Here is a 21,428-nt window from a genome sequence, read left to right as displayed (position 1 = left end):
TGAATAAATCTCTGGCGTTGTTTCAGCGATTTCGCGTTAATGGCAAGATCGAAGAACTTTTATCATTATTAAGGTGATACTCTCGCACAAACGTGCCGGACAGAAAACGGGCGAGGCACGGCTGAAAACTTTCGCTTCCAACCATAAAAAAGGCCGCCGTCCGAAGGCTGGGGTTCGGGCGGCGGCCGTGGTCAGGGGAAGCTCAGGCAGGGTCAGGCAATGGCGATCTGCTTGCTTTCAGGCTGCTTGGGTTCCGGTGCCTTGGGGAACGAGATCTGCAGGATGCCATCTTCGAACTTGGCGTGAACGTCCCCGGGTTCCACCTCGCTGCCGATGTAGAAGCTGCGGCTGCATTCCCCGCTGTAGCGTTCGCGGCGCAGATACTGGCCCTTCTTGTCCGCATCGTCCTTGTCCAGGTTCTTGGCGGCCTTGATGGTCAGGTAGCCGTTGTCCAGTTCGATGTTCACATCTTCCTTTTTGAAGCCGGGCAGATCCACATCCAGCTCGTAGGCGTGTTCCAGCTCGCGCACATCGGTCTTCATGAGGTTCTTGGCGTTCTTGCCGAAGATCGGATCATGGCGGTAGAAGGAAGGCATGAGCATAAAGGGATCGTTGAACATGTCGTCAAAAAGCCGTTCACCAAAAATACTAGGCAGCATAATACATACCTCCGAATTGTTATACTGGTATTGTAACTTCTTTTTTTTGAGAGGCCGAATCAGAGAAAACACATGTGCAGAAATCGACTCTCAAAAGAAAGTTACCTTTGTTTGTGCCTGGGGTTACCGTCCTTCGTAAGAAGGAACCGCCTCTCATCGGCACAACTTTACAGTAAGCACGCATTGTTCGTTGTCAACGGCAGTCCATCAAAAAAAGGAAATTTTATCACGGGCGCGGCACATTCCTTGGAAAGATTGCCGGAAGACAGCGTTTTCAAACGCTGGGCGGCGGGCCGGCTTTTGCAGGGGAACCTTTTCTGCTGTCATTCCCTTGGGGTTTGGACGCCCATCCCTTTCAGGGGAAAAAGAGAGATTGACAAAACGGCGAAGCCGGTGAAATTCTTTTCCTTAAGCTTTCCCCTCAGAGGGCACTCTGCACGGCCTTGTCTGCCGGCTGCGGTGTCAGTCGAAGAGGGGTTCGGTGCGGGAGTGAACTCGGTATCGCTAAAAAGTCTTCACGCAAGCGGAGTGAGACCGCCCCGGGTCTTATGGTTCACGCACGGGCGGGACGCCTTTACGGAACTGTACTCCTGCTCTTTCCGCCTTGACAGACGGGAGACGAAAGGCATGAGGAAGGAAATGGCAAAGTATCTGATCATCATTGATATGCAGCGGGACTTCGTGACCGGCGCGCTGGGCACGGCCGAGGCTCGTGCTCTGACGCCGTCGCTCTGCGCCTATGCGCGGCAGTTTGACGGCAAGGTGTTTTTTACTCAGGACACGCATCAGGAGGACTATCTTTCCACGCAGGAAGGAAGGCTTCTGCCCGTGAAGCACTGCATTGAGGGCAGCGAGGGCTGGCGGATCGTCCCTGAACTTGAGGACGTGTTCGCCCGGGCGGACGCCGTGTTTTGCAAGCCGGCCTTCGGCAGTCCGGAGCTGGCCCGTGAACTGCGCCGCCGCTTCGAGGCGGGCGAGGTGGACGCCGTGGAGCTGGCCGGCGTGTGCACGGATATTTGCGTGGTGAGCAACGCGCTGCTCATCAAGGCTTTTCTGCCGGAAGTGCCGGTGGCGGTGCTTTCTGCCCTGTGTGCCGGAGTGACGCCGGAAAAACATGAGGCCGCGCTGGAAACCATGCGCAGCTGCCAGATCGAGGTTCGCTGATATGTCCATGATGCAGTTTGAAAGCCGCAATCTTTCCATGTTGATGGATCTCTATGAACTGACGATGGCCAACGGCTACTTCCTCAAGGGCAGTTCCGGCGACCGCGTCACCTTCGACGTCTTCTACCGTCAGAATCCTGGAGGCAGCGGCTTCGCCATTTTTGCGGGTCTGGAGCAGGTTCTGGAATACATCGAGGATCTTCACTTCGCCGAGAGCGACATCGCCTATCTGCGCTCCCTGAACATCTTCGCCCCGGAATTCCTGGACTATCTGGGCCGCTACCGCTTTACGGGCGACATCGATGCCTTCCCGGAAGGCACTATCATGTATCCCCATGAACCGATGCTCACTGTGACCGCGCCCCCCATCGACGCGCAGATCGTGGAGACCGCGATTCTGGCGCAGATCAATCATCAGTCCATGATTGCCACCAAGGCGCAGCGCATTGTTTCCGCGGCGCACGGGCGGGCCGTGTCCGATTTCGGCGCGCGACGGGCACATAATGTGGACGCCGCCGTCTACGGGGCGCGGGCGGCCTACATCGGCGGCGTGTCCAGTACCGCCACGGTGCTGGCCGGGCAGATGTTCGGCATCCCCGTGAGCGGGACGATGGCGCACAGCTGGATCATGTATTTTGAAGACGAATACACGGCCTTCCGGCACTATGCCGAGACCTATCCCGATGCCTGCGTGTTCCTGGTGGATACCTACGATGTCCTGCGTTCCGGCGTGCCCAACGCCATCCGCGTGGCCCGGGAAGTGCTCGCTCCGATGGGCAAGAGGCTGAAGGGCGTGCGGCTGGACTCCGGCGACCTCGCCTACCTCTCCAAGCGCACCCGCGCCATGCTGGACGAGGCCGGGCTTCAGGACTGCGCCATTGTGGCGTCCAACAGTCTGGACGAGTACACCATTTCTTCGCTCCTCGATCAGGGGGCCTGCATCAACAGCTTCGGCGTGGGCGAACGCCTGATCACTTCCGTGAGTTCGCCCGTGTTCGGCGCGGTGTACAAGCTGGCGGCGGTGGAACACGAGGGCGTGACTTCACCACGCATCAAGGTGTCCGAGGCGGTGGAAAAAATTACCAATCCCTGCCGCAAGAAGGTCTTCCGCGTGTTCAACGCCGCGGGGCAGGCCGTGGCCGACCTGCTGACTCTGGATTCCGAGACCGTGGACATGCGTTCTCCCTATCCCTATGTGGATCCGGAAAAGCCCTGGAAGGAAGCCTGGTTCCGGGACTGCACGGCGCGTGAACTCCAGCACCCCGTCATCCGCGGCGGCCGCCGCGTGGCCCCGGCCGTGCCCATTGCGGAGATACGCGACTGGTGCGCCCGTCAGCTTGCTCACGAAATCTGGCCGGAAGAACAGCGCTTCAAGAATCCGCACAAGCATCTTTTGGCCATGAGCCGGGCATACTACGAAACCAAGATGTCCATGCTCGGCCAGTATGAACGGACTCGGCGCTGAAGCCGCCCCGGGGTAGGCCCGGATTTGAGCAAAAGGGCGTTCTTCACAGAAAGGACGCCCTTTTCTGCAGGGTCAGCCGGACATGGGGCAGAAGCGGGAAAGACCGAAGATTTTGGCAGCCGCCGCGCCGGAGACGCCAAAGAAGATGACCGGCCTGCCGATATCGAGAAAGCGGACGAAGGTTCCGTTGCACAGCGTGCTGCCCGTGCAGAGGACGAGATCCGGCCAGTCAAGGACGGCGTCTTTGTAGGCAGCTTCCCCGTCTTCGATGAGGACGCCGGAACGCAGGCTGCCGGTGAACTCGGGATTTTTGTCCAGGACGCGCAGGGGAAATTCCTGCGACAGGCGTGCGGTCAGGGCGGGCTGATAGCCCACCAGCGTGATGCGCGGGGTGCCGAAGCCTTTGCGCACATGCGCGGCCCAGGCTTCGGCGCAGCGCTCCAGATCCCCGCTGCGGCAGTGGACGGTGTGATCGGTCTCGCCCGTGAAGCGCATGACGGCGTTCAGGGCGGCCACCAGTAGTCCCCGGCAGTGTTCGTCATTTTCCGGATCAAGGGCCAGCACGTCCTTCAGTGTGCCGCAGAAGTCCGAGGGCGCGTCGGTAAACGCCTGACCACGGGCGGAACCGAACTGCGCTTCAAGCATGACCTCCCGGCCCGCAAGAATGGGATAATCCCTTCGCAGGGTGCGGCCCAGGGCTTCTTCCGGGGAAAGGCCCCGGCTCTGCAGAAGTATGGGGCTTGCTTCCAGACTGTGGAGCCTGACGAGACGTTCCAGTTCCTGCCGGAGATAGCGATAGAGTTCCTGCACGGTCATGCGTCTTCCTCCGTTTCGGTAAGTGCCGCCCCCGCCGGACGGATGCCGGTCAGTCTGCCCTTCTCCATGACGCCGATGCGCAAAGCCAGCCTCTGCGCCTCCCGGATGTTGTGGGTCACGAAGAACACCGCGCAGCCGAAGCGCTCCGGGAGAGCGGCCACTTCTCCGTAGAGTTTGTTTTTTGCGGACTCATCGAGAGCGGAAAAAGGTTCATCGAGGAGCAGAAGGCGCGGCTTCAGGATGAGCGCCCGCGCCAGCGCGGTGCGCTGCTGTTCCCCGCCGCTCAGGGTTTGCGGATAGTCCTTCAGCACATGACGTATGCCGAGCAGGCCGGCGAGTTCCCGCGTCAGCGCGTTCTGTTTGGTGCGCGGAACGCGCCGGACGCGCAGACCATAGGCGATATTGTCTTCCACCGTCATGTGCGGAAAGAGTGCGTAGTCCTGATAGACGAAGCCGATATTCCGCTCTTCCAAGGGAATATCCTGCACGGGCGTGCCGTAGAGCCGCACTGTTCCCTGCTCCGGGGCATAGAAGCCCGCCGCTGATTCCAGAAGCAGGGTTTTCCCCGCTCCCGTTGGGCCGAGCAGGGCGAAGATTTCCCGTTCCTCCAGGGCGAGGGAAACGTCTCTGATGTTCATGCTGCCGCGGCTAAGGCAGAAATGCTCAAATTCAAGGGCTGTCACAGCGCTGCGGCTCCTTCCATGCGGCTGGCGGTACGCCGCCGGAATCGGGCGGAAAACAGCAGCGCCGCGCCGGAGAGGATGAGGAGGATGAGGGCTGAGGCCATGGCCATGCCGTTGTCGCCGGTGCTGAGGTTGAGATAGATGCTTGCCGGAAGTGTTTCCGTTTTCATGCGGGTGACGCCCACGAGCATGAGCGTTGCCCCGAATTCTCCCACGGCGCGTGCCCAGGTGAGGATGGCGGTCACAATCAGCGCGTTGCGGCACAGGGGCAGGGTGACAGTAGAGAAGCGCTGCCAGCGGGAAGCACCCAGCATTCCGGCGATAAATTCCAGTCTTCCGTCCAGCGCTTCCAGTTCCGTGCGTACGAGGCGGATGACAAAGGGGATGTTGACCATCCACTGCGCCATGACGATGCCCGCAGGCTCGAAGATGACGCGGAGGCCGAAATCCCGGAGCAGTCTGCCCGGCCCGGAGGCGAACATCATGAGCAGGCACAGTCCGGCAACGAGGCAGGGCAGGGAAAGCGGCAGTTCCAGGATAAGACGGCAGAGCCTGCGCAGCGGCATACGACACCGCGCAAGAGCGTAGGCGCAGGGGATGCCGGTGAGGAAGCAGAGCAGGGTGGACAGCGTGGAGGTGACGAGACTGAGCCGGATGGCAAAGCGCACTTCCTGCGAGCGGAGGGCGTCGATCAGAAAGGGCAGTCCGCCCGCAGCGAGGGTGCAGAGCGAAGCCGTGAGAAAAAGCAGAACCAGGGCGGTGATGAAAAGGCTTGCCCCGTCGAAGAGGGAGAACGTACGTTTCATGGCAATCAGCTCAGAGGCAGGTGGATATTGAAAAGGAGCCTTAGTCCAGAACCGTGTATCCGTGTTTTTCCCAGAGGGTGCGCGCTGTTCTGGAGCCGAGAAATTCCAGAAGCCGCTCGCGGCCTTCGGAATCGCCGGAGCAGGAGAGGGAGGCGGCAGGAACGATCTTCGCATGGGCGTCCAGAGCTGGGTCGGGGACGATTTCCATGGCGGACGAGACGTTTTCCTTCCAGACGATCACGGCATCGCATTCGCCCACGTTCAGCGCGTTAACGATGGAAGGGGCGGTCACGCCGCGGCTGACAACGTTCAGTGCCTCGGCAAGCCCCGCTTCAGCAAGAGCCTTGTCTGCGACTTTGCCGATGGGTGTGGCCTTGCCGTCGCCGAGGACAACGCGGATTCCTTCCTGCTTAAGATCCTGAAGGCCGCGGATATGCCTGGGATTGCCGCGGGCCACGGCGAGCACGGGGAGGTGCTTCACCAGTCCGCGGCTGGAGAGCACCCAGGTTTTGATGGGAATCAGCTCTTCCTCGGCTCCTGCGATGAAGAGGTCGCCTTCCTGCGCGGTGTTGATCTGGGACTGTATCTGGCCGGCGTTCGCGTAGGTGACTTCCACGGGTATTCCCGTTTCCCGTGTGAAGGCTTCGGCAATCTCACCGAACGCCTTTGCCATGCCTGCCCCGCAGTAGACATGCAGCGCGGACGCGGGCGACGCAAAGCAGAAAAGAAGGAGGAGTGCGGAGGCGCAGAAGAAAAGCGGGGATCGACGCATAGGCGGCTCCATGATTCTTGGCGCCGCTCACAGAGGAAAACACCAAGAGCGCGGCGGGCACGAAGCTCCGGCGCGTTCTGGTCGCAGCGTTTTCTTTCCATATGCCGCAAGGCATTCGGGAGGCGGCCCCGTTTCCCGGACCACCCTGTGAGCGCGAAACTCAGGTCGGAGCGGCATGGCGCAGGCTGTAGCCGAACCGACTCGAAAACTAACCCTGAGCGTAGGCAGGCGGAATTTTTTTGTCAAGCGCCGGGGCCTGACGAGGCGCGGTCTTCCGCGTGTTACCGGGTGCGTGCAGGAGGAAAACTGAAGCAAGAAGGAAGCAAGAAAAAATCAGTTTTTTTCCTGTGCGCGCAGGACGATGCGGGTGATTTCAGACGGCACTCCCAGGCGGCAGGAAAAGCCTCCCCAGATGCCCGTTCCCGGCGAGACGTAGAGGCGCATACCGTCCTTTGCGTAAAGCCCGCGGACAAAGCCTCCGTTGAAATACGCCAGCAGAGGCTTCAGGAAGAAGAAGGAACCGCCGTGGGTATGGCCGGAAAGCTGGAGATCCGCGCCGTGTCCCCAGGCTCCTGCCGGGCGGTGACAGAGCAGGATGCGCACGGCGTCCGGTGCGCCGCGGAAGGCGGCTCCTGCGTCCCAAGTTTCCCCGGAGCGCCCGAAGGCGAGGTCGGGCACACCCGCAAGCACCAGCGTTTCTCCGTTCACCTTGAGAGCCGCATATTCGTTTTCCAGCATGCGGACGCCCTGCTTTTCCAGAAATTCCGTCCACTCCTGCCAGCCGTAGTAAAGTTCATGGTTGCCCGTGACGCCCCAGGTTCCGAAGCGGGCCTTGAGATCGCGCAGAGGTTCCAGAGAATGGCCGAGCTGCCGGACGGAGCCGTCGATGTAGTCCCCGGTGAGCGTGATGAGGTCGGGGGAAAGCGCGTTGGCGCGTTCCACCACGGACTCAAGCCAGTCGCGGTTCAGCAGAATGCGGATGTGGATGTCCGAGAGCTGAACGATGGTGAAGCCGTCCAGAGCGCGGGGCAGGCGGGGAAGAGTGATTTCGACGGTGCGCACGTCCGGCACCGTCACGGATTGCCGGACGCTCCAGCCGCCGCACACCAGGGCAGCCAGCAGCAGAACGACGGCGCGGGAGGTTTCCGTCAGGGGCAGGCGGCAGGCAGGCAGACAAAAACGCCGCACGAGGGCGCAGAGCAGAGTCAGAAGGTCGTGGCAGAGCAGCAGAAAGAAGAGGATGATCAGAGCCGCGTACAGGGCTTCCATGACGAGGAGAACGGTACGCGGCAGGACGGGCGCAAAAAACGAGCCGCCGAGGTATTCATAGAGGGGATACTTCATGGCCGCCGCAAGCAGGCCCAGAGAGAGCAGTCCCCTGGAGAACCAGGAAACGGGCAGAAGCCGCAGCAGACTGAAGCTGACGTAAAGCCACAGGAAGAGCGAGGGCAGAAGCAGACGCATGATGGAACCTCCGGAAAATATGATACGCGGCGTTTTTTTGAGGCGCAAGGGGAGTGCCGTGTCAGGGGGGCAGGGGAGGGGGAACAAGGGACTGTTCTCTTCCCCGTGTGAGAAGGGTTTTGGCGTGCGCCGCGCTTTACCTGTTTTTGAAAAAGACGGAAAACTTGGGGGCGATGGGCACATGGGACTCTTTTTGGGCTGGAACATGACGCTTTTTTTTGGTATGAAGGGCAAGGGGCGGATGGTTGTCGGAAAGCGCCTTCCAGTATTTTCTGACGGCACAGCCCCTGACATCGCCACGGAGAGAACAGGAGAAAGAGCATGAAGGGCATACTTCTTGCCGGAGGCAGCGGTACAAGGCTGTATCCGCTCACCAGAATAACGTCGAAGCAGCTGCTTCCCGTGTACGACAAGCCGATGATCTATTATCCGCTTTCGACGCTCATGCTGTTCGATATCCGGGAGATACTCATCATCTCCACGCCGGAGGACACGCCGAACATCAGGCGGCTTCTCGGCGATGGTTCGCACCTTGGCCTGAACCTCTCCTATAAGGTGCAGCCCGAACCGAGGGGCATAGCGGAGGCGTTCATCCTGGGAGCGGACTTTGTGGGTGATGATGACGTGTGCCTCATCCTCGGCGACAATATTTTCTACATGGGCAACCAGCTCAACCTGTACCGGCGCGCCGTGACACAGAACGCCGGGGCGCGGGCCACCATTTTCGCCTACCATGTTTCCGACCCCGAACGTTTCGGCGTGGTGGAGTTCGATGGACAGCGCCGCGCCCTGAGCATTGAGGAAAAGCCCGCACATCCCAAATCGAACTACGCTTCCGTGGGGCTGTACTTCTACCCGCCGGATGTGTGCCGGAAGGCGGAGGCGCTGACGCCTTCGGCCCGCGGTGAACTGGAGATCACGGATCTTAACAACAGGTATCTTGAGGAAGGGCGCATGAGCGTGGTTCCCATGGGGCGCGGCATTGTCTGGCTGGATGCGGGCACACCGGATTCTCTTGCCGATGCCACGCAGTTCATGCAGACCATTGAAAAGCGCCAGGGGCTGAAGCTCGCCTGCCTTGAGGAAATCGCCTTCAGCAAGGGCTTCATTGATGAAGAGCAGATGCAGAACCTCATCGCTGGACTGAAAAAGAGCGCGTACCGGGACTATCTTGTGAAGGTGCTGGAGGAGCGGCATGAACTTTATTAAGACCTCTCTTGAAGGCGTGTTCATCCTTGAGCCGCAAGTCTTTACCGATGCGCGCGGGTATTTTTTCGAAATCTATAACAAGGCGGTTTTCGAGGCTGCCGGGCTTCACTACGATTTCGTGCAGGACAATCAGTCGAAGTCCGTGTACGGCACCATCCGCGGCCTGCACTTCCAGAGGGGAGAACACGCGCAGGCCAAGCTCGTGCGTGTACTGGAAGGCACGGTGCTGGACGTGGCCGTGGATCTTCGCCGTGACTCTCCCTCCTTCGGGCACTATGAAGCCGTGGAACTTTCTGCGGAAAATCAGCGGCAGCTTCTCATTCCGCGCGGTTTTGCCCACGGTTTTTCCGTACTCAGCGAGACCGCGGTCTTTGCCTACAAGTGTGACAACTTTTACTGCAGGGAAGCCGAAGGCGGCATCCGTTTCGATGATCCGACCCTAGCCATAGACTGGCGCATCGACAAGGAAAAGGCCGTCATCGCGGAAAAGGACCGGCGGCATCCCTTGTTTGCGGAGTTTACCTCATGCTTCTAGTCACGGGGGCCGGCGGTCAGCTTGGGCAGGAACTGCGGCTTGTTCTTGGCGAGAAGGCCATGTACGCGGGGCGGCAGGAGCTGGACATCACGGACGAGCACGCCGTGAAGGCATTCTTCGCCGCGCGGGACGTGGAACTTGTCATCAACTGCGCGGCCTATAACGCGGTGGATCAGGCGGAAGACGACGCGCAGGCGGCGGAACGGGTGAACTCCCTTGGCCCGGCGCTGCTCGCACGGTACGGCCGCCGCGTCATCCATATTTCGACGGATTATGTGTTCGATGGCGCGTCCGCGAGGCCCTGGCGCGAGGACGACGAGACGCGTCCTCTCTCCGTGTACGGACGCACCAAGCTGGCCGGAGAAAGGGCCGTGCTTGAGGAGGCGGAAACGGCCGTGGTCATCCGCACCCAATGGCTGTATTCGCGCTTTGGAAAGAATTTTGTGAAGACCATGCGCCGCCTGGGAGCGGAGCACAGCAGCCTCAACGTGGTCTATGACCAGACGGGTTCACCTACCGCAGCAAGCGACCTTGCCGCCGCTCTTGCCGCGCTTGTGCCGCAGGTGACGCCAGGCATGAAGGACGTGTTCCACTACAGTAATGAGGGAGCGATAAGCTGGTATGATTTTGCCTGCGCCATTATGAGGCTGTCGGGATATTCCTGTACCGTGTGCCCCGTGGAGAGCGCAAGCTGGCCCTCCCGCGCCGTGCGCCCGGCCTACAGCGTCCTTAATAAGAGCAAGATTAGGCAGCGCTTCGGTCTGTCCATTCCTTGGTGGTTGGACAGTCTGGAGAACTGTTTAAGATGAGGAGGATGCAATGAAAATAAGTTCTGCAAAATGGTATAGGCATCTAAAAAATACCATTGCATCACGATATGCAACTATAGACTATAAAGAATATTGTATAATGCCTAATGGAAATAAGAGAAAAGCAGTCATTTTTGGTCTTAATCCTTCTGTAAATATAGAAGGATTAAGTTGGGATGAAATTCGAAATAAAGTAGGTGGTAATACTGGAAACTTGGTCTTTTCCTACGCTATAGATGATCTTATAGAAAATAAGCTGAAAACGTTGCCGTATGGAAGTGGAGATTTTGTCCCTGATTCTTCTATAGGCGTCATGGCCTGTGCTAATCTGCTTAATTCCAAGGTCGATATGGAATATGAATGGGAATGGCTTAAGAAGTATGATGTTCCGATGGTTACGCTTGGTCTTGGTGCGCAATCTAACGAAGCCTATGGAAAGGCTACTTCGTTTTCGATGCCAAAACTACCTGGTGGTACGATTGGATGGATAAAAGAATTGTCGCGCCACGCGTTGTTTTCAAAACCTAATATTGGTGTCAGAGGACAATTCAGCTTTTCCGTATTGGAACGCTTGGGACTTGGCGAACGTGCCGAGGTGCTGGGCTGTCCTTCCCTATTTATCAATAAGAGCTTTAACCTTGGCAAGGAAATAGCAAAAAATATCAAAGAACCTAAAAAAATAGCGTTTGCAGCTGGAAATATGTACTGGCGAGGTCTGGCCGCTATAGAAAACTCACTTTCAGAAATTATCACTGAATGTGACGGTGCCTTTGTTACCTGTTGCGATGTGAAAATGATGAGAGTTGGGCATGGAGAATTTGATCTGCTTTCTGAAAAACATCAATCAAAAATTCATAGGCATTTTTATAAAAATATCTCTCGTCAGGCATTTTCTGAATGGACTAAAAAAAGAGGGCATGTATTTTTCGATGTTCCTTCTTGGATGAATTTTTACAAGAATTTTGATTTTGTCGTTGGTCCGAGAATACATGGTATTATGGTGGCATTGCAGGCCGGTGTGCCTGCTATGTGTATAGCTGTCGATTCACGGACAAAAGAACTATGTGAAACCATGCTTGTTCCCTATGTTATGGCGGCCGATATCAGATCGGGTATAACAAGAAAAGATCTGATGCGTTTATTCAAATTTGATCCTGATGCCTTTGATCTCAACAGGAGGCGATTGGCAACGAAACTGCTTGAATTTGCAGGCAATAACGGACTCTCTCTCTCTCTCTCTCTCTCTCTCTCTCTCTCTCTCTCTCTCTCTCTCTCTCAGACGGAAAAAGGAAAGCACTCATGAAGACTATACTTGTCACCGGCGGAGCCGGATTCATCGGTTCCAACTTCGTGCCGTATTTCTGCGCCAGATACCCGGCCTATCGCGTGGTCAATCTCGACAAGCTCACCTATGCCGGCAATCTGGCCAACCTGAAGGAATGCGAGGGGAAGCCCAACTATATCTTCGTGCAGGGCGACATCTGCAACGAAGCGCTGGTGGAGCGGATTTTTAAGGAATATGACGTCCGGGGCGTTGTGCATTTTGCCGCGGAAAGCCATGTGGACAACTCCATCAAGGGGCCGCGGGCGTTCATGGAGACCAACTTCATGGGCACGTTTACACTCCTTGAAACAGCGCGCCGCCACTGGATGGACGCACCGGGCAAGGTGAAGCCGGGCTATGAGACGGCCAGATTCCATCACATTTCCACAGATGAAGTCTACGGCACGCTTGGAGCGGAGGGCTATTTCTCGGAGACGACGCCCTACGCGCCCAACAGCCCGTATTCCGCAAGCAAGGCGGGTTCGGATTTCATCGTGCGCGCCTACCATCACACCTACGGCATGAACGTGACCACGTCCAACTGTTCGAACAACTACGGGCCAAAGCAGCACCACGAGAAGTTCATCCCCGTCATCATTTCCAAGTGCCTTGCGGAACAGCCCATTCCCGTATACGGCAACGGCTCCAATATACGGGACTGGCTCTATGTGCTGGATCACTGCAGGGCCATTGACCTCATTTTCCACGAAGGGCGCAGCGGAGAGACGTACAACATCGGCGGCCACAATGAACGGGACAATCTCCAGATTCTGCACACGGTATGCGCCATTCTGGATTCCCGCCGCCCCCGCGGAAACGGCGCGAAGTACGAGGAACTCATGACCTTCGTTTCCGACCGCCCGGGCCACGACAGGCGCTACGCCATCGATCCCACCAAAATTGTGACGGAACTTGGCTGGAAGCCCGAGGAAAACTTCGAGTCCGGCATTGTAAAGACCGTTGACTGGTATCTGGAAAGCGCCTAGGAGCGTTGTTCCGGGAAGAGCTGACGGCGGGTGCGGCCTATGGCCTGGCGCAGCGTTTCTGCCCTTCTTGACTGGCAGCCTTTGCCGCTGTTGCGGGATGGCGTGCGTCAGGGCTTCGCTTCGCTGTCTTCGCCGCAGAGGAAGGACAAAAGCGGCTCCCGTTCCGCGCCGGAGAACCATGCCTCAACGCCGAGAGGTTCCAGCGCCGCACGCAGGGCATGGGCATCCGGCGCTAGGCCGAGGAAGTGCGCTTCCAGTTCCGCCGGATCGCGGAGGGCGAAGAAGTCCCCCAGCAGGCGGCATTCCTGAATGACGCCTTCGCGCACATTCCAGAAGCATTCCAGTCTGCCCCACGGGAAGCGGCGGCGGAATTTTTGCGAGAAGCGCGGGGAGCGCCCCCACGTCCAATCATGGCTGCGGTATTTCGTTTTGGCAAGACGCGAGGCGCTGGCGCGCAGCTCGTCCGGAAGGGTGAACACGCCGTGCGCGCAGTGCCGCGTCAGCGCGTCCATGAGGCGGCGCATCACTTCAGCGGGTTCGGCCGCGGCGTCATTCAGGGATTCGCCCGTGCAGGTATTCGCGGAGGGCAGCAGGTCGCAGAGGTTGGCGACTCTGGCCTTGTGGGAGCTGACGCCCTTGGAGAGGAATTTTTCCGGATCTCCGGCCAGCGCCTGGGTCAGTGCCGAAGTGTCCGTGTGCACGAGAATGCAGCCGTGCAGCAGCGTGCGCTGACCATCGCGGCGCAGGGCGGTTCCGGCAATTTTGCGGCCGCCTGCGGAGAGGTCGTTCCGGCTGGAGCAGGCGGCTTCCACGCCCACATCACGCAGGGCGTCCAGAACTGGCGTGAGGAAGCGGGCCGGCTCAAGGATGCGGGAATGGCCGCTCCAGAGGAGGAAGGAGAAATTCAGGTTGCCGAGGTCGTGATAGACGGCCCCGCCGCCCGTGGAACGGCGCACGATGTGGATGCCGTGGGCGCGGCACCAGCCGGCGTTTATTTCGGCAAAGGCGTTCTGATGCCTGCCGATGATGATGGAGGGGCGGTTCCGCCAGAGCAGGAAGATGCCCGGGAGCGCGGGCGAGAGCGCGTCAAAGAGAACTTCTTCCAGCGCCAGATTGAATGCCGGATCGTGCTGTTCCCAGTTCAGTGAGAGCATGGCCTCTCCTCTGCAGCTTCAGTGTGAAAAGCCTAGGGCGGGGCAGGTGTGTCCGTGGAGCGCAGGGACGCCGCCTGGAGACGGAAATAGCAGGATCGGACGGACTTGTCCACAGGGAAGCCGGAAACGCTTGCCCGCGGGCAGGGAGAAGCCCTGCCGCAGGCAAGTGCCGGGGCTGGCAAGGAAGGAGAGGCGGGGAGAAAAGGCGGGGTCAGGCGTTCCTGCCCATGTCTTCGGCGGTGGCGAGGGCCGGATGCCCGGCCATGTCGCCGAGTTTGTGCACGCCGGTGACGAAGAGCCGCCCGCGGTCTTTCCAGCCCTTGAAGCCCAGCGTCTGCCGGTAGGCTTCCGCCGGGCCGGTGAAGGAGCGCAGGAAATGGCTTTCCCCGCACATGAGCAGCATGGACTCCTTTATGGGCAGGTCGCGCAGCTTTTCCTTCTTGGAATAGGGGTAGAGCCTGTCCATGACGCACTTGATGTGCCCGCTGAAGTTGTACCAGTAGAGCGGGCTGCAGAAGACCAGCAGATCCGTGCGTTCCAGCAGGGGCCAGAGCTTTTCGAAATTGTCCTCGATGACGCAGGGCTTGCCCGTGCTCCAGCACTTTTCGCAGTGCATACAGGCGAGCATGGGCGTCCTTGCGCTGGAGAACAGCTCAACACTGTGCCCGGCCTCACGTGCACCCTTGGCAAAGGCCGCGGCCAGAATATCGCTGTTGCCGTTTTCCCGCCCGCTCCCCGTGATGATGAGGATGCGCTTCTTTTGCCCGGAAGCGGGCGTGCTGAAGGATTCCACCTTGACGGAGGCGGTGGAGGAAAAACGCTGAAACAGGGCGCAGCCCGCCGCGAGCAGGGCGGCTGCACCCGTGCCGAGGAAAAGCCCGCGCCGCGTCAGTTTCCTTCCGCCTTGCTCGGTGTCGTTCCTGGAATCTTGCATGGCGTTCCCCGTTTACAGCGATGCGCCGAAGCGGAAGGCTTCGTCAAGCACGGGCTGACCGGCCACGGCTCCGGCCTCGAAAACGCCGCCAGCCAGCACCTGTCCCAGATCCTTCCATTCAAGGAAGCCGAGCAGCGTGTGGTAGTAGTCGAGCACGGGCTTCCAGTTCTCCGCGCTGCTGCCTTCGGCGGCCATGAGAAGAACGCAGTCCTTCCTGGGGTTGGCGTAGCCCGGGTTGCATTCGGCCACGGCAAAGAGACGGTCAAAGGCGGTCTTGAGCTGGGCGGAAACGCTCCAGTAGTACATGGGCGAGGCCAGGACCACGATGTCCGCCGCTTTATAGGCCGGGTAGATCTGCGTCATGTCGTCCTTCTGCACGCAGGGGCTGGCCGGATCCTTGCCGCCCTTTACGCAGCCCAGGCAGCCGTGGATGTTCATTTTCTGCAGGTCGAAGCGGGTCACGACGTGCCCGGCGCTCTCCGCACCTTTGGTGAAGGCGTCGCACAGCATGGCCGTATTGCCCTTGAGGCGGGGGCTGCCGTTCAGAATGACGATGTTCTTGCTCATGAGGTTGTTCTCCTTGCGGGTTCAAAGGTTGTGCCGTCCAGCCTCGGGGAGGCCGGGGCTAGAGGGATTGCTTGAGCTGGCGGCTGGCCATCAGTTCCAGTTCCTCATCCGTGCAGGAACGCAGCACGTCGTCGATGTCTTCCAAGACGCGCTGTTTCGCGCCTGCGTCCCTGTTGGAAAAACGGTAGTTCAGCGGGTTCAGGTAGTGGATGCCGTCGTAGAACACATCCGCGGTCAGTGTCTTCAGGAAGGTTTGCAGCTCCTCGATCTTCTCCCGCTCCGAAGCCTCGGTAAATTCGCCGCGTTTCACCATCTCCGCCAGAGGCGTACGGGCAAAGACCGTCATGCCCGTGGTGGTGACAAGCCTCGGGTGAACCTTGTTGAACATCTGCGCCGTGGCTTCGCCGCAGGCCCTGCCCATGCCCTTGCCGCCCATGCCGAGGATGTAGAACGCCGTGTAGGTGATGCCCGCAGCGTCCAGCCGCAGGAGCTGTTCCACGATTTCGGCGGAAGTTTGTCCCTTGTTCATGAGCCTGAGGACGCTGTCGCTGCCGTTCTCCGTGCCGATATAGAGGTGCCGCAGACCAAGGGCCTGAAGTTCGCGCAGCTCGGCGTCGCTTTTCCGGGCGATGTCCCCGATGCGGCTCTGCATACTGACGCGATGGAAGCGGGGAAGCCTTTGGCGCAGGGTGGAGAGCCAGCCGTGCAGCGTCTCCACGGGCACGGCGAAAGGGTTGGAGCCGGTCAGGTAGATGGGCGTGTTTTCGGGGAAGCGGTTCCTGAGCGACGTCACCTTCGCGTCGAGCTGTTCGGGCGTAGCCGCGAGAAAGGGATAGCCCCGCGAAACGTAGCAGAAACGGCATTGATTGTAGGTGCAGCCCTGCGTGGCGCGCAGAAGCAGGGATTCTGCCTCCTGCGGCGGACGCATGGCCGGTTCCGTGAAACGCATGAGCGGCCTCCTGAGACATGCTGGCGTGAGAAATATTTAGCGATTACTAAAAAATTGTCAAGAACGCCTTTGGCAGCGTGCGGCAGCAAGGAGCTGTCCGATGACAAAAAACTGCGCCGGGCGTCTAAGGCCGCGGCAGCAGGCGCACGGCGTGGCCGGCGATGGCCTGCAGCGCTTCCGGGGAAAGACCGTCTCTGGCCTGGAGGGACAGCCCCTCCAGCAGGGTGTTCAGTGCGCCCGCAAGGGCGGAAAGGTCCGTATCCGCGGGGAGCTGGCCTTCGGCCGCGGCGCGGCGCAGCCTTTCGGCAAACATGTCCCTGGTGGCGAAGCGCAGGGCACGGACGGCTTCCATGATTTCCCGCTCCTCTTCGGAGAGGTTCCTGGAGATGTTCACGGCCGCGAGGACGACCATGCAGCCGCAGGGCGTGTCGGGCGAGAGCAGGATCTGCGCGGCTTCCCGGAAGAAGCTTTCCACGGCGCGGAAGATGTCCGGCTCGGCGAGAAAGCGCACCGCCGGAGCTTCCCAGTAAGTCCTTTCATAGAAGCGCACGGCTTCGAGGAAGAGCGATGCCTTGTTGCCGAAGCTGGCGTACAGGCTGGGGGGGCGGATGCCCATGGCCGCGCAGAGTTCCGCCACGGAGGCCGGGGCGTAGCCGCGTTTCCAGAAGACTTCCAGCGCGCGGCGCAGTGCGCCTGTGCGGTCAAAGGCGCGGGGGCGGCCCTTGCTTCTGGGGGCGGTGTGGGCGGTGCGTGCGGTCATGGCTGCTTCCGGGATTTTTTGTTGACGTGCGGGCTAGCCGATTTCCGGCAGGCCCAGCTCCCGCAGGAAGGCGTTGTGCCTTGCGGTGGCGGCGGCACTGCGCGCATCGAACTTGCGCTCGGCGGTGATACCGTCGTGCTTGGCAAGGATGGCCCGCACCACGGCGCGGGGAGCGTCCGCGCCTTCGGGCCGGAAGTAGTCCGCATGGAAGCGCAGAACGTTGCGGTCCTCGATGGCGTTGGTGATGGTGTAGGCGTGGAGCAGGCGCTGAAAGAAGTCTTTCGTGTTCACCAGGGTGCAGATGAGCGGTGTGCCGTCGTCCCGCTCCAGGGTCTGACGTTCGCGGAGCGTGCAGGATGCGCGGTACACATCGCCGCTGACCACCATGTCCAGGAGACGCGAAAATTCCGCATCGGAGAGCCGCACGCAGTTCAGCTCCTCGAAGCGGATGCGGAAGTTGGCCTCCAGCGCCGCGAGGTCGCGGATTTCCGGGTGGTAGACGTACTTGAGGTCGTCCGTCTGCCTGCGGATGAGCTGCGTTTCTATTTCCTGTTCCAGCATGGGGCACCGTCAGAAACGAGGGGATGAAAAAGGGGCGGAGGCAGAATAGCACCTTTTTCCCGGCTCCGCAACACCCGTGGCGGGGCATCTGTCCGGGGCTCAAAGATATTCGTAGGACTCCTTCATGAGTCTGATTTCGGATTCCGGGGCGCGGGCGTTCATGGCCTCCTGCTTCCAGCAGGAGACGGCCCTGCGTATTTCGTCAAGGCGCTGCTGTGCTTCGTTTTTGCGGAAACGGAAGAAGGAAGCGGCGTCCAGGGCAAGGTTCAGGTCAAACGCGGTCAGGTCGTCCGTGATACCGGTATGCAGGAACGGCGCCTTTTCCGAGGGAAGGGACGTCTCGAGGTCGTACACGGGGGACAGCCGCCAGCCGGACGCCTCCCGCAGGAATCCGTGATTTCTCAGGTGATCGTCCACATTGTAGACGCAGATGTTGAACACCATGCGTGCCCAGAGTTCGCGCAGGTCTTCGGCGGGAGCGGCGCCGCCGGTCTGAAGGACGGCGGCAATATCGGTATAATTTCCGGCGTCGCCGTCGCGGGCCTGAAGCATGCTCATGGCCGAAACAAAGGGAATGCGCCCGGCTCCCTGGCGATCGAAGCGGCTGACCAGCAGAACGTGCTTCCCTGCAGCCTTGTGGAGCCGGACGACCGGCGTGCGGAGACCGGCGCGGCGGGCAAGCTGGAAGGTGACGTATTCCCAGAGGGGGATGTCGCGCTCATCGCTGGGACCTGGAAACTTGGCGATGAGCAGCGTCCCGTCAGCTCCCATGATGGAGGCCTTGGGGCGGGCGCCGCCGAGCGAGGATCCCGGGGCAGTCAGCAGCTCAAGATCGGCGTCCGCCTCCGTTCTGTCAGCTATGCGGCGTGAAGCGCTGAGAAGTTCGGGCAGACGGAGAAGCGGAGGCACAGAATGGCGGCCGGAGAGTCCGAGGAACGTTTTCCCGTCATCGGCAGAGAGGCGAAGCGCCCCCTGCCGCGTAACGTCGTTGACGCGGAGCAGAAAGTCGGATTCCAGCAGCGTGCGGGGAGTGCGCTTTTCTTCTCTCGCAAGCGCGTTTTCCTGACGCCGGAGCAGCAGCCTGCCCCAGCGGTCGGGCGAACAGTCCTGAAAGCAGAGGAAGAGCCCTTCGCAGGCTTTGGGGTAGGGATCGAGCGGCAGGTCGGGACTCAGTGAGAAGCTGCCGGGGGCTTTGAGCCAGTCGGCGGCGTAGCTGAACACCGAAGACAGCTTTCCCCTGGCAGTATTCAGCCAGAGTGTGCCCACAGGCACGTTTTCCCGACGCTGAAGATAGATGCCGCAGCGGGTGTTCATGTCAGTCCTTCTGCCTGGGCAGGCGCGCACGCTTCGGCAGACGCTCTTCATCGAGCATAAGGCCGAAGGCGTCGTTTTTCTGATCGAGAATGTCCGAGAACGGCGTTCCCATGCCCAGCGCATAGATGACGGCCGCCACATTGCCGAGGCTCACGCCGAAATCGCCTTTTTCAAGGCTGCTCAGCGTCTTCACGGAGATGCCGGCGCGGGCGGCGACAAGGGACATGGGAAGCCTGCGCCGCAGACGCGCGGATCTGATGTCGCTGCTCAGTTTGCGCAGGGCGCGGGAAACCGGGATGCTGGGTGTCGTCATAGGAATAACCCGAAATATTTGCACTTTAAAAATAAGTTAACAGGTAATATATTTCCTTTTATGAGTTTTGTCAAGAAACAGTTCTGTGAAACATCAGCGCTTCCCGTGGGGTGGCATCTCAATTTTCTGAAGTCAAAACGCCTGGTTAAAAACATGGAGAGGGGATTGCCGCAGAGCGGTTCTGCACACCACTCAAGTGTCTTTCCCGGCACAGAGGGCATTCCCGTCAGGTGTGGTATTTGGGAGCGGGCGTCTCTGCGGAGTGAGACGGTTCCGTCATGCTTCCGCAGGCATCGCCGGAACAGGAGTGTCCCAGAACTGCTCCTGCCGTCGGCCCAGCTGTTTTACCATATCCCAGTTCAGCCCGTAGGAGTGCAAATACTTGTTCAGCCGTGCCGTATCGTCTGCCGAATTTTTCCTGAGACGGGAATGGGCGAACAGAATACGTCCGGCCTCGGAGCGCCGTTCGCAGGAGAGGCAGACCTCCAGCACCTTTTCCAGCTGAACCTTATCGAAAAGATCCAGCTTCCGGGCAATGAAGTCCTCCAGCCTCCGGCACAGAGGAAATTCCTCGCCTTCCAGGTTTTCCGTTCTCCTGAGCCACAGAGAGCGAAGGTAGGCTATTTCCTTATCTACCGTCTCTCTGCCGATGATGCCCTGGAAGGAATAGGTGTGCATTCGTTCTATGCTGCCGGAAAGCGTGCGGAAATTACTGGGCCACAGGGCTTCGGGCGAACAGGCGAAGTTCAGGTACGCCGCTCTGGCTTCCGGCAGAAAGTCGGCGAAAATGCCGCGCCGCTCCGAAAGCCGCTTCAATTCATAGTCGAGATTGGGTTCGATGTCTTCCGGCCTTTCTCTCAGGCTGGGCAGGTGGAACTGCCAGAGATTGATGCGGGAGATGAGATCCATTCGGAACTCTCCCCGGCGCACGGCCGCGTACAGATCCCTGTTGGTGGCGGTGATAAGCTGAAAATCGCTGAACACAGGACTGTCGGAGCCGAAGGGGAAGAAGCGCCGTTCTTCGATGGCTTTCAGGAGCAGAGCCTGTATATCCAGACTCAGTTCTCCCACCTCATCCAGAAACAGAATACCCGTATGCGCCATTGCCAGCATTCCCTTGCGTTCTTGAGATGCGCCGGTAAACGCTCCCCGAACGTGCCCAAACAGGGCGGAAAGGGCGGAATCTCCACGGAAGGACGCGCAGTTTACTTCCACCAGAGGGCCGGAAACGCTCCCATTGCGAAGGCGCAGTTCGTAGATTCTCCGTGCCATTTCCGTTTTCCCCGTGCCGGTGGCCCCCGAAAGCAGGATAGGGGCCGTGGAGTGGATGGCCACATGCTCGATATCCTTTACCAGCCGGTTGAAGACCGGATTTTTCGTCCCGATGGAACCGCTGATGATTTCTCTCGAGGATTTCTTGTTCTGCTCGATGTCGCCGATTTTGGAAATCCAGTGATTGATGGCGTTGTCATATATCTGGATGGAGGAATGTACGCGGCCGAATTTGTCCTTGGAGCTTCGGAGTTGAATGATGCGGCACTGTATCCGTTTGATATTGACGAGCATCATGAGCATGAAAGAATGGGCGAACATGTTGCCCGGACCGAAATGAAGAAAGTATTCCTCTTCTTCATGCCTGAAGGGAAAGGATGAAAAGAAGCTGTCGAAAAAAAGATAGTTTTTGGCAAAGGATTGCGGAGAGAAATTATTTTTTGCTTCTATCACAATGGGAATAATTTCGGTATGAGGCGCCGCCTGTTCAAGATCCAGCTGCAAGGTGCTCAGATTGTTTTTCAGGGAGGGAGGTATAAAGTAATAGAGCCGGTGAATAAAGAATTTTTTCACCTTTACGATTTCGACCAGAGGCCGCCACAGCTTCCAGCGGAAATCGGCCGTGGCGATGTCGTGATCGATGGAAATGGTGCTGAAGACCACGTTTTTTTTCGCCATGCGTAGACCCCTGTTTCATTCGACCCGGTTACAGCCGCTTTGTTTTACGGCGATACCGAGCCTTTGGATTGCTGGCATGTTTCGCTGAAGGCGAAAATATCAGAATATTTTCTGATAAACAAGATTTTTATCTGAAAATTTATGGCTAAAGGCGAGATGGATTTTATAATACTATGAAATAATTAAAAATTTATTTTTGCTCAAATGGCATGATTTTTGCTACTCAAAGGATAG

Annotated in this window: 22 protein-coding genes and 1 riboswitch; of the genes, 7 read left to right on the top strand and 15 right to left on the bottom strand. The window is 59.0% G+C overall.

The window, feature by feature from the left end:
- Nucleotides 1-212: 212 nt before the first annotated feature.
- The gene (locus tag Q0Z94_RS00810) at nucleotides 213-659 is read right to left on the bottom strand and encodes an Hsp20/alpha crystallin family protein (protein WP_298065990.1); all 447 of its coding nucleotides are present in this window, start codon (nucleotides 657-659) and stop codon (nucleotides 213-215) included.
- A gap of 639 nt (nucleotides 660-1,298) precedes the next feature.
- On the opposite strand from Q0Z94_RS00810, the gene Q0Z94_RS00805 reads away from it, so the two are divergent.
- Nucleotides 1,299-1,823, top strand: coding sequence for an isochorismatase family cysteine hydrolase (locus Q0Z94_RS00805; RefSeq protein WP_298065987.1), 525 nt, complete (start codon nucleotides 1,299-1,301; stop codon nucleotides 1,821-1,823).
- 1 nt (nucleotide 1,824) lies between these two features.
- On the top strand, nucleotides 1,825-3,288 hold the full coding sequence (locus tag Q0Z94_RS00800; RefSeq protein WP_298065985.1) for a nicotinate phosphoribosyltransferase: 1,464 nt from the start codon (nucleotides 1,825-1,827) through the stop codon (nucleotides 3,286-3,288).
- A gap of 72 nt (nucleotides 3,289-3,360) precedes the next feature.
- On the opposite strand, the gene Q0Z94_RS00795 is transcribed toward Q0Z94_RS00800, so the two are convergent.
- The 5 genes from Q0Z94_RS00795 to Q0Z94_RS00775 form a co-directional block, all read right to left on the bottom strand.
- Nucleotides 3,361-4,104 (bottom strand): DUF364 domain-containing protein, encoded by a 744-nt coding sequence (locus Q0Z94_RS00795; RefSeq protein ID WP_298065983.1) that lies wholly within the window; start codon nucleotides 4,102-4,104, stop codon nucleotides 3,361-3,363.
- Nucleotides 4,101-4,787 carry an ATP-binding cassette domain-containing protein gene (locus Q0Z94_RS00790; protein WP_298065981.1) on the bottom strand — a complete coding sequence of 229 codons (687 nt, stop codon included), beginning with the start codon at nucleotides 4,785-4,787 and terminating at the stop codon, nucleotides 4,101-4,103. The genes Q0Z94_RS00795 and Q0Z94_RS00790 overlap by 4 nt, the downstream gene beginning before the upstream one ends.
- A complete protein-coding gene (locus Q0Z94_RS00785; protein WP_298065980.1) occupies nucleotides 4,784-5,593 on the bottom strand; it encodes an ABC transporter permease in 810 nt (269 codons plus the stop codon). Before Q0Z94_RS00785 ends, Q0Z94_RS00790 begins: the two co-directional genes overlap by 4 nt.
- A gap of 40 nt (nucleotides 5,594-5,633) precedes the next feature.
- Complete coding sequence (locus tag Q0Z94_RS00780) at nucleotides 5,634-6,365, bottom strand: substrate-binding domain-containing protein (protein ID WP_298065979.1); 732 nt, start codon at nucleotides 6,363-6,365, stop codon at nucleotides 5,634-5,636.
- A gap of 74 nt (nucleotides 6,366-6,439) precedes the next feature.
- Nucleotides 6,440-6,584, bottom strand: a riboswitch (molybdenum cofactor riboswitch).
- A gap of 114 nt (nucleotides 6,585-6,698) precedes the next feature.
- The gene (locus tag Q0Z94_RS00775) at nucleotides 6,699-7,829 is read right to left on the bottom strand and encodes a metallophosphoesterase (protein ID WP_298065976.1); all 1,131 of its coding nucleotides are present in this window, start codon (nucleotides 7,827-7,829) and stop codon (nucleotides 6,699-6,701) included.
- A 321-nt stretch (nucleotides 7,830-8,150) separates the two neighbouring features.
- Here Q0Z94_RS00775 and rfbA point away from each other — a divergent pair, with 321 nt between their 5' ends.
- The 5 genes from rfbA to rfbB are packed head-to-tail and all read left to right on the top strand — an operon-like array spanning nucleotide 8,151 to nucleotide 12,692.
- A complete protein-coding gene (gene rfbA / locus Q0Z94_RS00770; protein ID WP_298065974.1) occupies nucleotides 8,151-9,038 on the top strand; it encodes a glucose-1-phosphate thymidylyltransferase RfbA in 888 nt (295 codons plus the stop codon).
- On the top strand, nucleotides 9,025-9,573 hold the full coding sequence (gene rfbC / locus Q0Z94_RS00765; protein ID WP_298065972.1) for a dTDP-4-dehydrorhamnose 3,5-epimerase: 549 nt from the start codon (nucleotides 9,025-9,027) through the stop codon (nucleotides 9,571-9,573). The genes rfbA and rfbC overlap by 14 nt, the downstream gene beginning before the upstream one ends.
- A complete protein-coding gene (gene rfbD, locus Q0Z94_RS00760) occupies nucleotides 9,564-10,382 on the top strand; it encodes a dTDP-4-dehydrorhamnose reductase (protein ID WP_298065970.1) in 819 nt (272 codons plus the stop codon). Before rfbC ends, rfbD begins: the two co-directional genes overlap by 10 nt.
- A gap of 10 nt (nucleotides 10,383-10,392) precedes the next feature.
- Nucleotides 10,393-11,685, top strand: a complete 1,293-nt coding sequence (locus Q0Z94_RS00755) for a polysaccharide pyruvyl transferase family protein (protein WP_298065956.1) — start codon at nucleotides 10,393-10,395, stop codon at nucleotides 11,683-11,685.
- Nucleotides 11,682-12,692: a dTDP-glucose 4,6-dehydratase gene (gene rfbB / locus Q0Z94_RS00750; protein WP_298065955.1), complete on the top strand. Its 1,011-nt coding sequence runs from the start codon at nucleotides 11,682-11,684 to the stop codon at nucleotides 12,690-12,692. The genes Q0Z94_RS00755 and rfbB overlap by 4 nt, the downstream gene beginning before the upstream one ends.
- Nucleotides 12,693-12,799: 107 nt before the next feature.
- Here rfbB and Q0Z94_RS00745 read toward each other — a convergent pair whose 3' ends face one another.
- The 9 genes from Q0Z94_RS00745 to Q0Z94_RS00705 form a co-directional block, all read right to left on the bottom strand.
- Complete coding sequence (locus tag Q0Z94_RS00745; protein ID WP_298065953.1) at nucleotides 12,800-13,846, bottom strand: lipoate--protein ligase; 1,047 nt, start codon at nucleotides 13,844-13,846, stop codon at nucleotides 12,800-12,802.
- Nucleotides 13,847-14,057: 211 nt separating this feature from the next.
- Nucleotides 14,058-14,780, bottom strand: coding sequence for a flavodoxin family protein (locus tag Q0Z94_RS00740; protein ID WP_298065951.1), 723 nt, complete (start codon nucleotides 14,778-14,780; stop codon nucleotides 14,058-14,060).
- 12 nt (nucleotides 14,781-14,792) lie between these two features.
- Complete coding sequence (locus tag Q0Z94_RS00735) at nucleotides 14,793-15,347, bottom strand: NAD(P)H-dependent oxidoreductase (protein ID WP_298065950.1); 555 nt, start codon at nucleotides 15,345-15,347, stop codon at nucleotides 14,793-14,795.
- A gap of 58 nt (nucleotides 15,348-15,405) precedes the next feature.
- On the bottom strand, nucleotides 15,406-16,296 hold the full coding sequence (locus Q0Z94_RS00730) for a radical SAM protein (protein ID WP_298065949.1): 891 nt from the start codon (nucleotides 16,294-16,296) through the stop codon (nucleotides 15,406-15,408).
- 124 nt (nucleotides 16,297-16,420) lie between these two features.
- Nucleotides 16,421-17,056 carry a TetR/AcrR family transcriptional regulator gene (locus tag Q0Z94_RS00725; protein WP_298065946.1) on the bottom strand — a complete coding sequence of 212 codons (636 nt, stop codon included), beginning with the start codon at nucleotides 17,054-17,056 and terminating at the stop codon, nucleotides 16,421-16,423.
- 33 nt (nucleotides 17,057-17,089) lie between these two features.
- On the bottom strand, nucleotides 17,090-17,617 hold the full coding sequence (locus tag Q0Z94_RS00720) for a hypothetical protein (RefSeq protein WP_298065944.1): 528 nt from the start codon (nucleotides 17,615-17,617) through the stop codon (nucleotides 17,090-17,092).
- A gap of 99 nt (nucleotides 17,618-17,716) precedes the next feature.
- Nucleotides 17,717-18,931: a type II toxin-antitoxin system HipA family toxin gene (locus tag Q0Z94_RS00715; RefSeq protein WP_298065943.1), complete on the bottom strand. Its 1,215-nt coding sequence runs from the start codon at nucleotides 18,929-18,931 to the stop codon at nucleotides 17,717-17,719.
- A 1-nt stretch (nucleotide 18,932) separates the two neighbouring features.
- The gene (locus tag Q0Z94_RS00710) at nucleotides 18,933-19,244 is read right to left on the bottom strand and encodes a helix-turn-helix transcriptional regulator (RefSeq protein ID WP_298065941.1); all 312 of its coding nucleotides are present in this window, start codon (nucleotides 19,242-19,244) and stop codon (nucleotides 18,933-18,935) included.
- A gap of 276 nt (nucleotides 19,245-19,520) precedes the next feature.
- Nucleotides 19,521-21,194 carry an RNA repair transcriptional activator RtcR family protein gene (locus Q0Z94_RS00705; protein ID WP_298065940.1) on the bottom strand — a complete coding sequence of 558 codons (1,674 nt, stop codon included), beginning with the start codon at nucleotides 21,192-21,194 and terminating at the stop codon, nucleotides 19,521-19,523.
- Between the last annotated feature and the right edge of the window lie 234 nt (nucleotides 21,195-21,428).

Source organism: uncultured Mailhella sp. (assembly GCF_947631555.1).
Lineage (GTDB): Bacteria > Desulfobacterota > Desulfovibrionia > Desulfovibrionales > Desulfovibrionaceae > Mailhella.
This window is presented reverse-complemented; position numbering and strand designations above follow the sequence as displayed.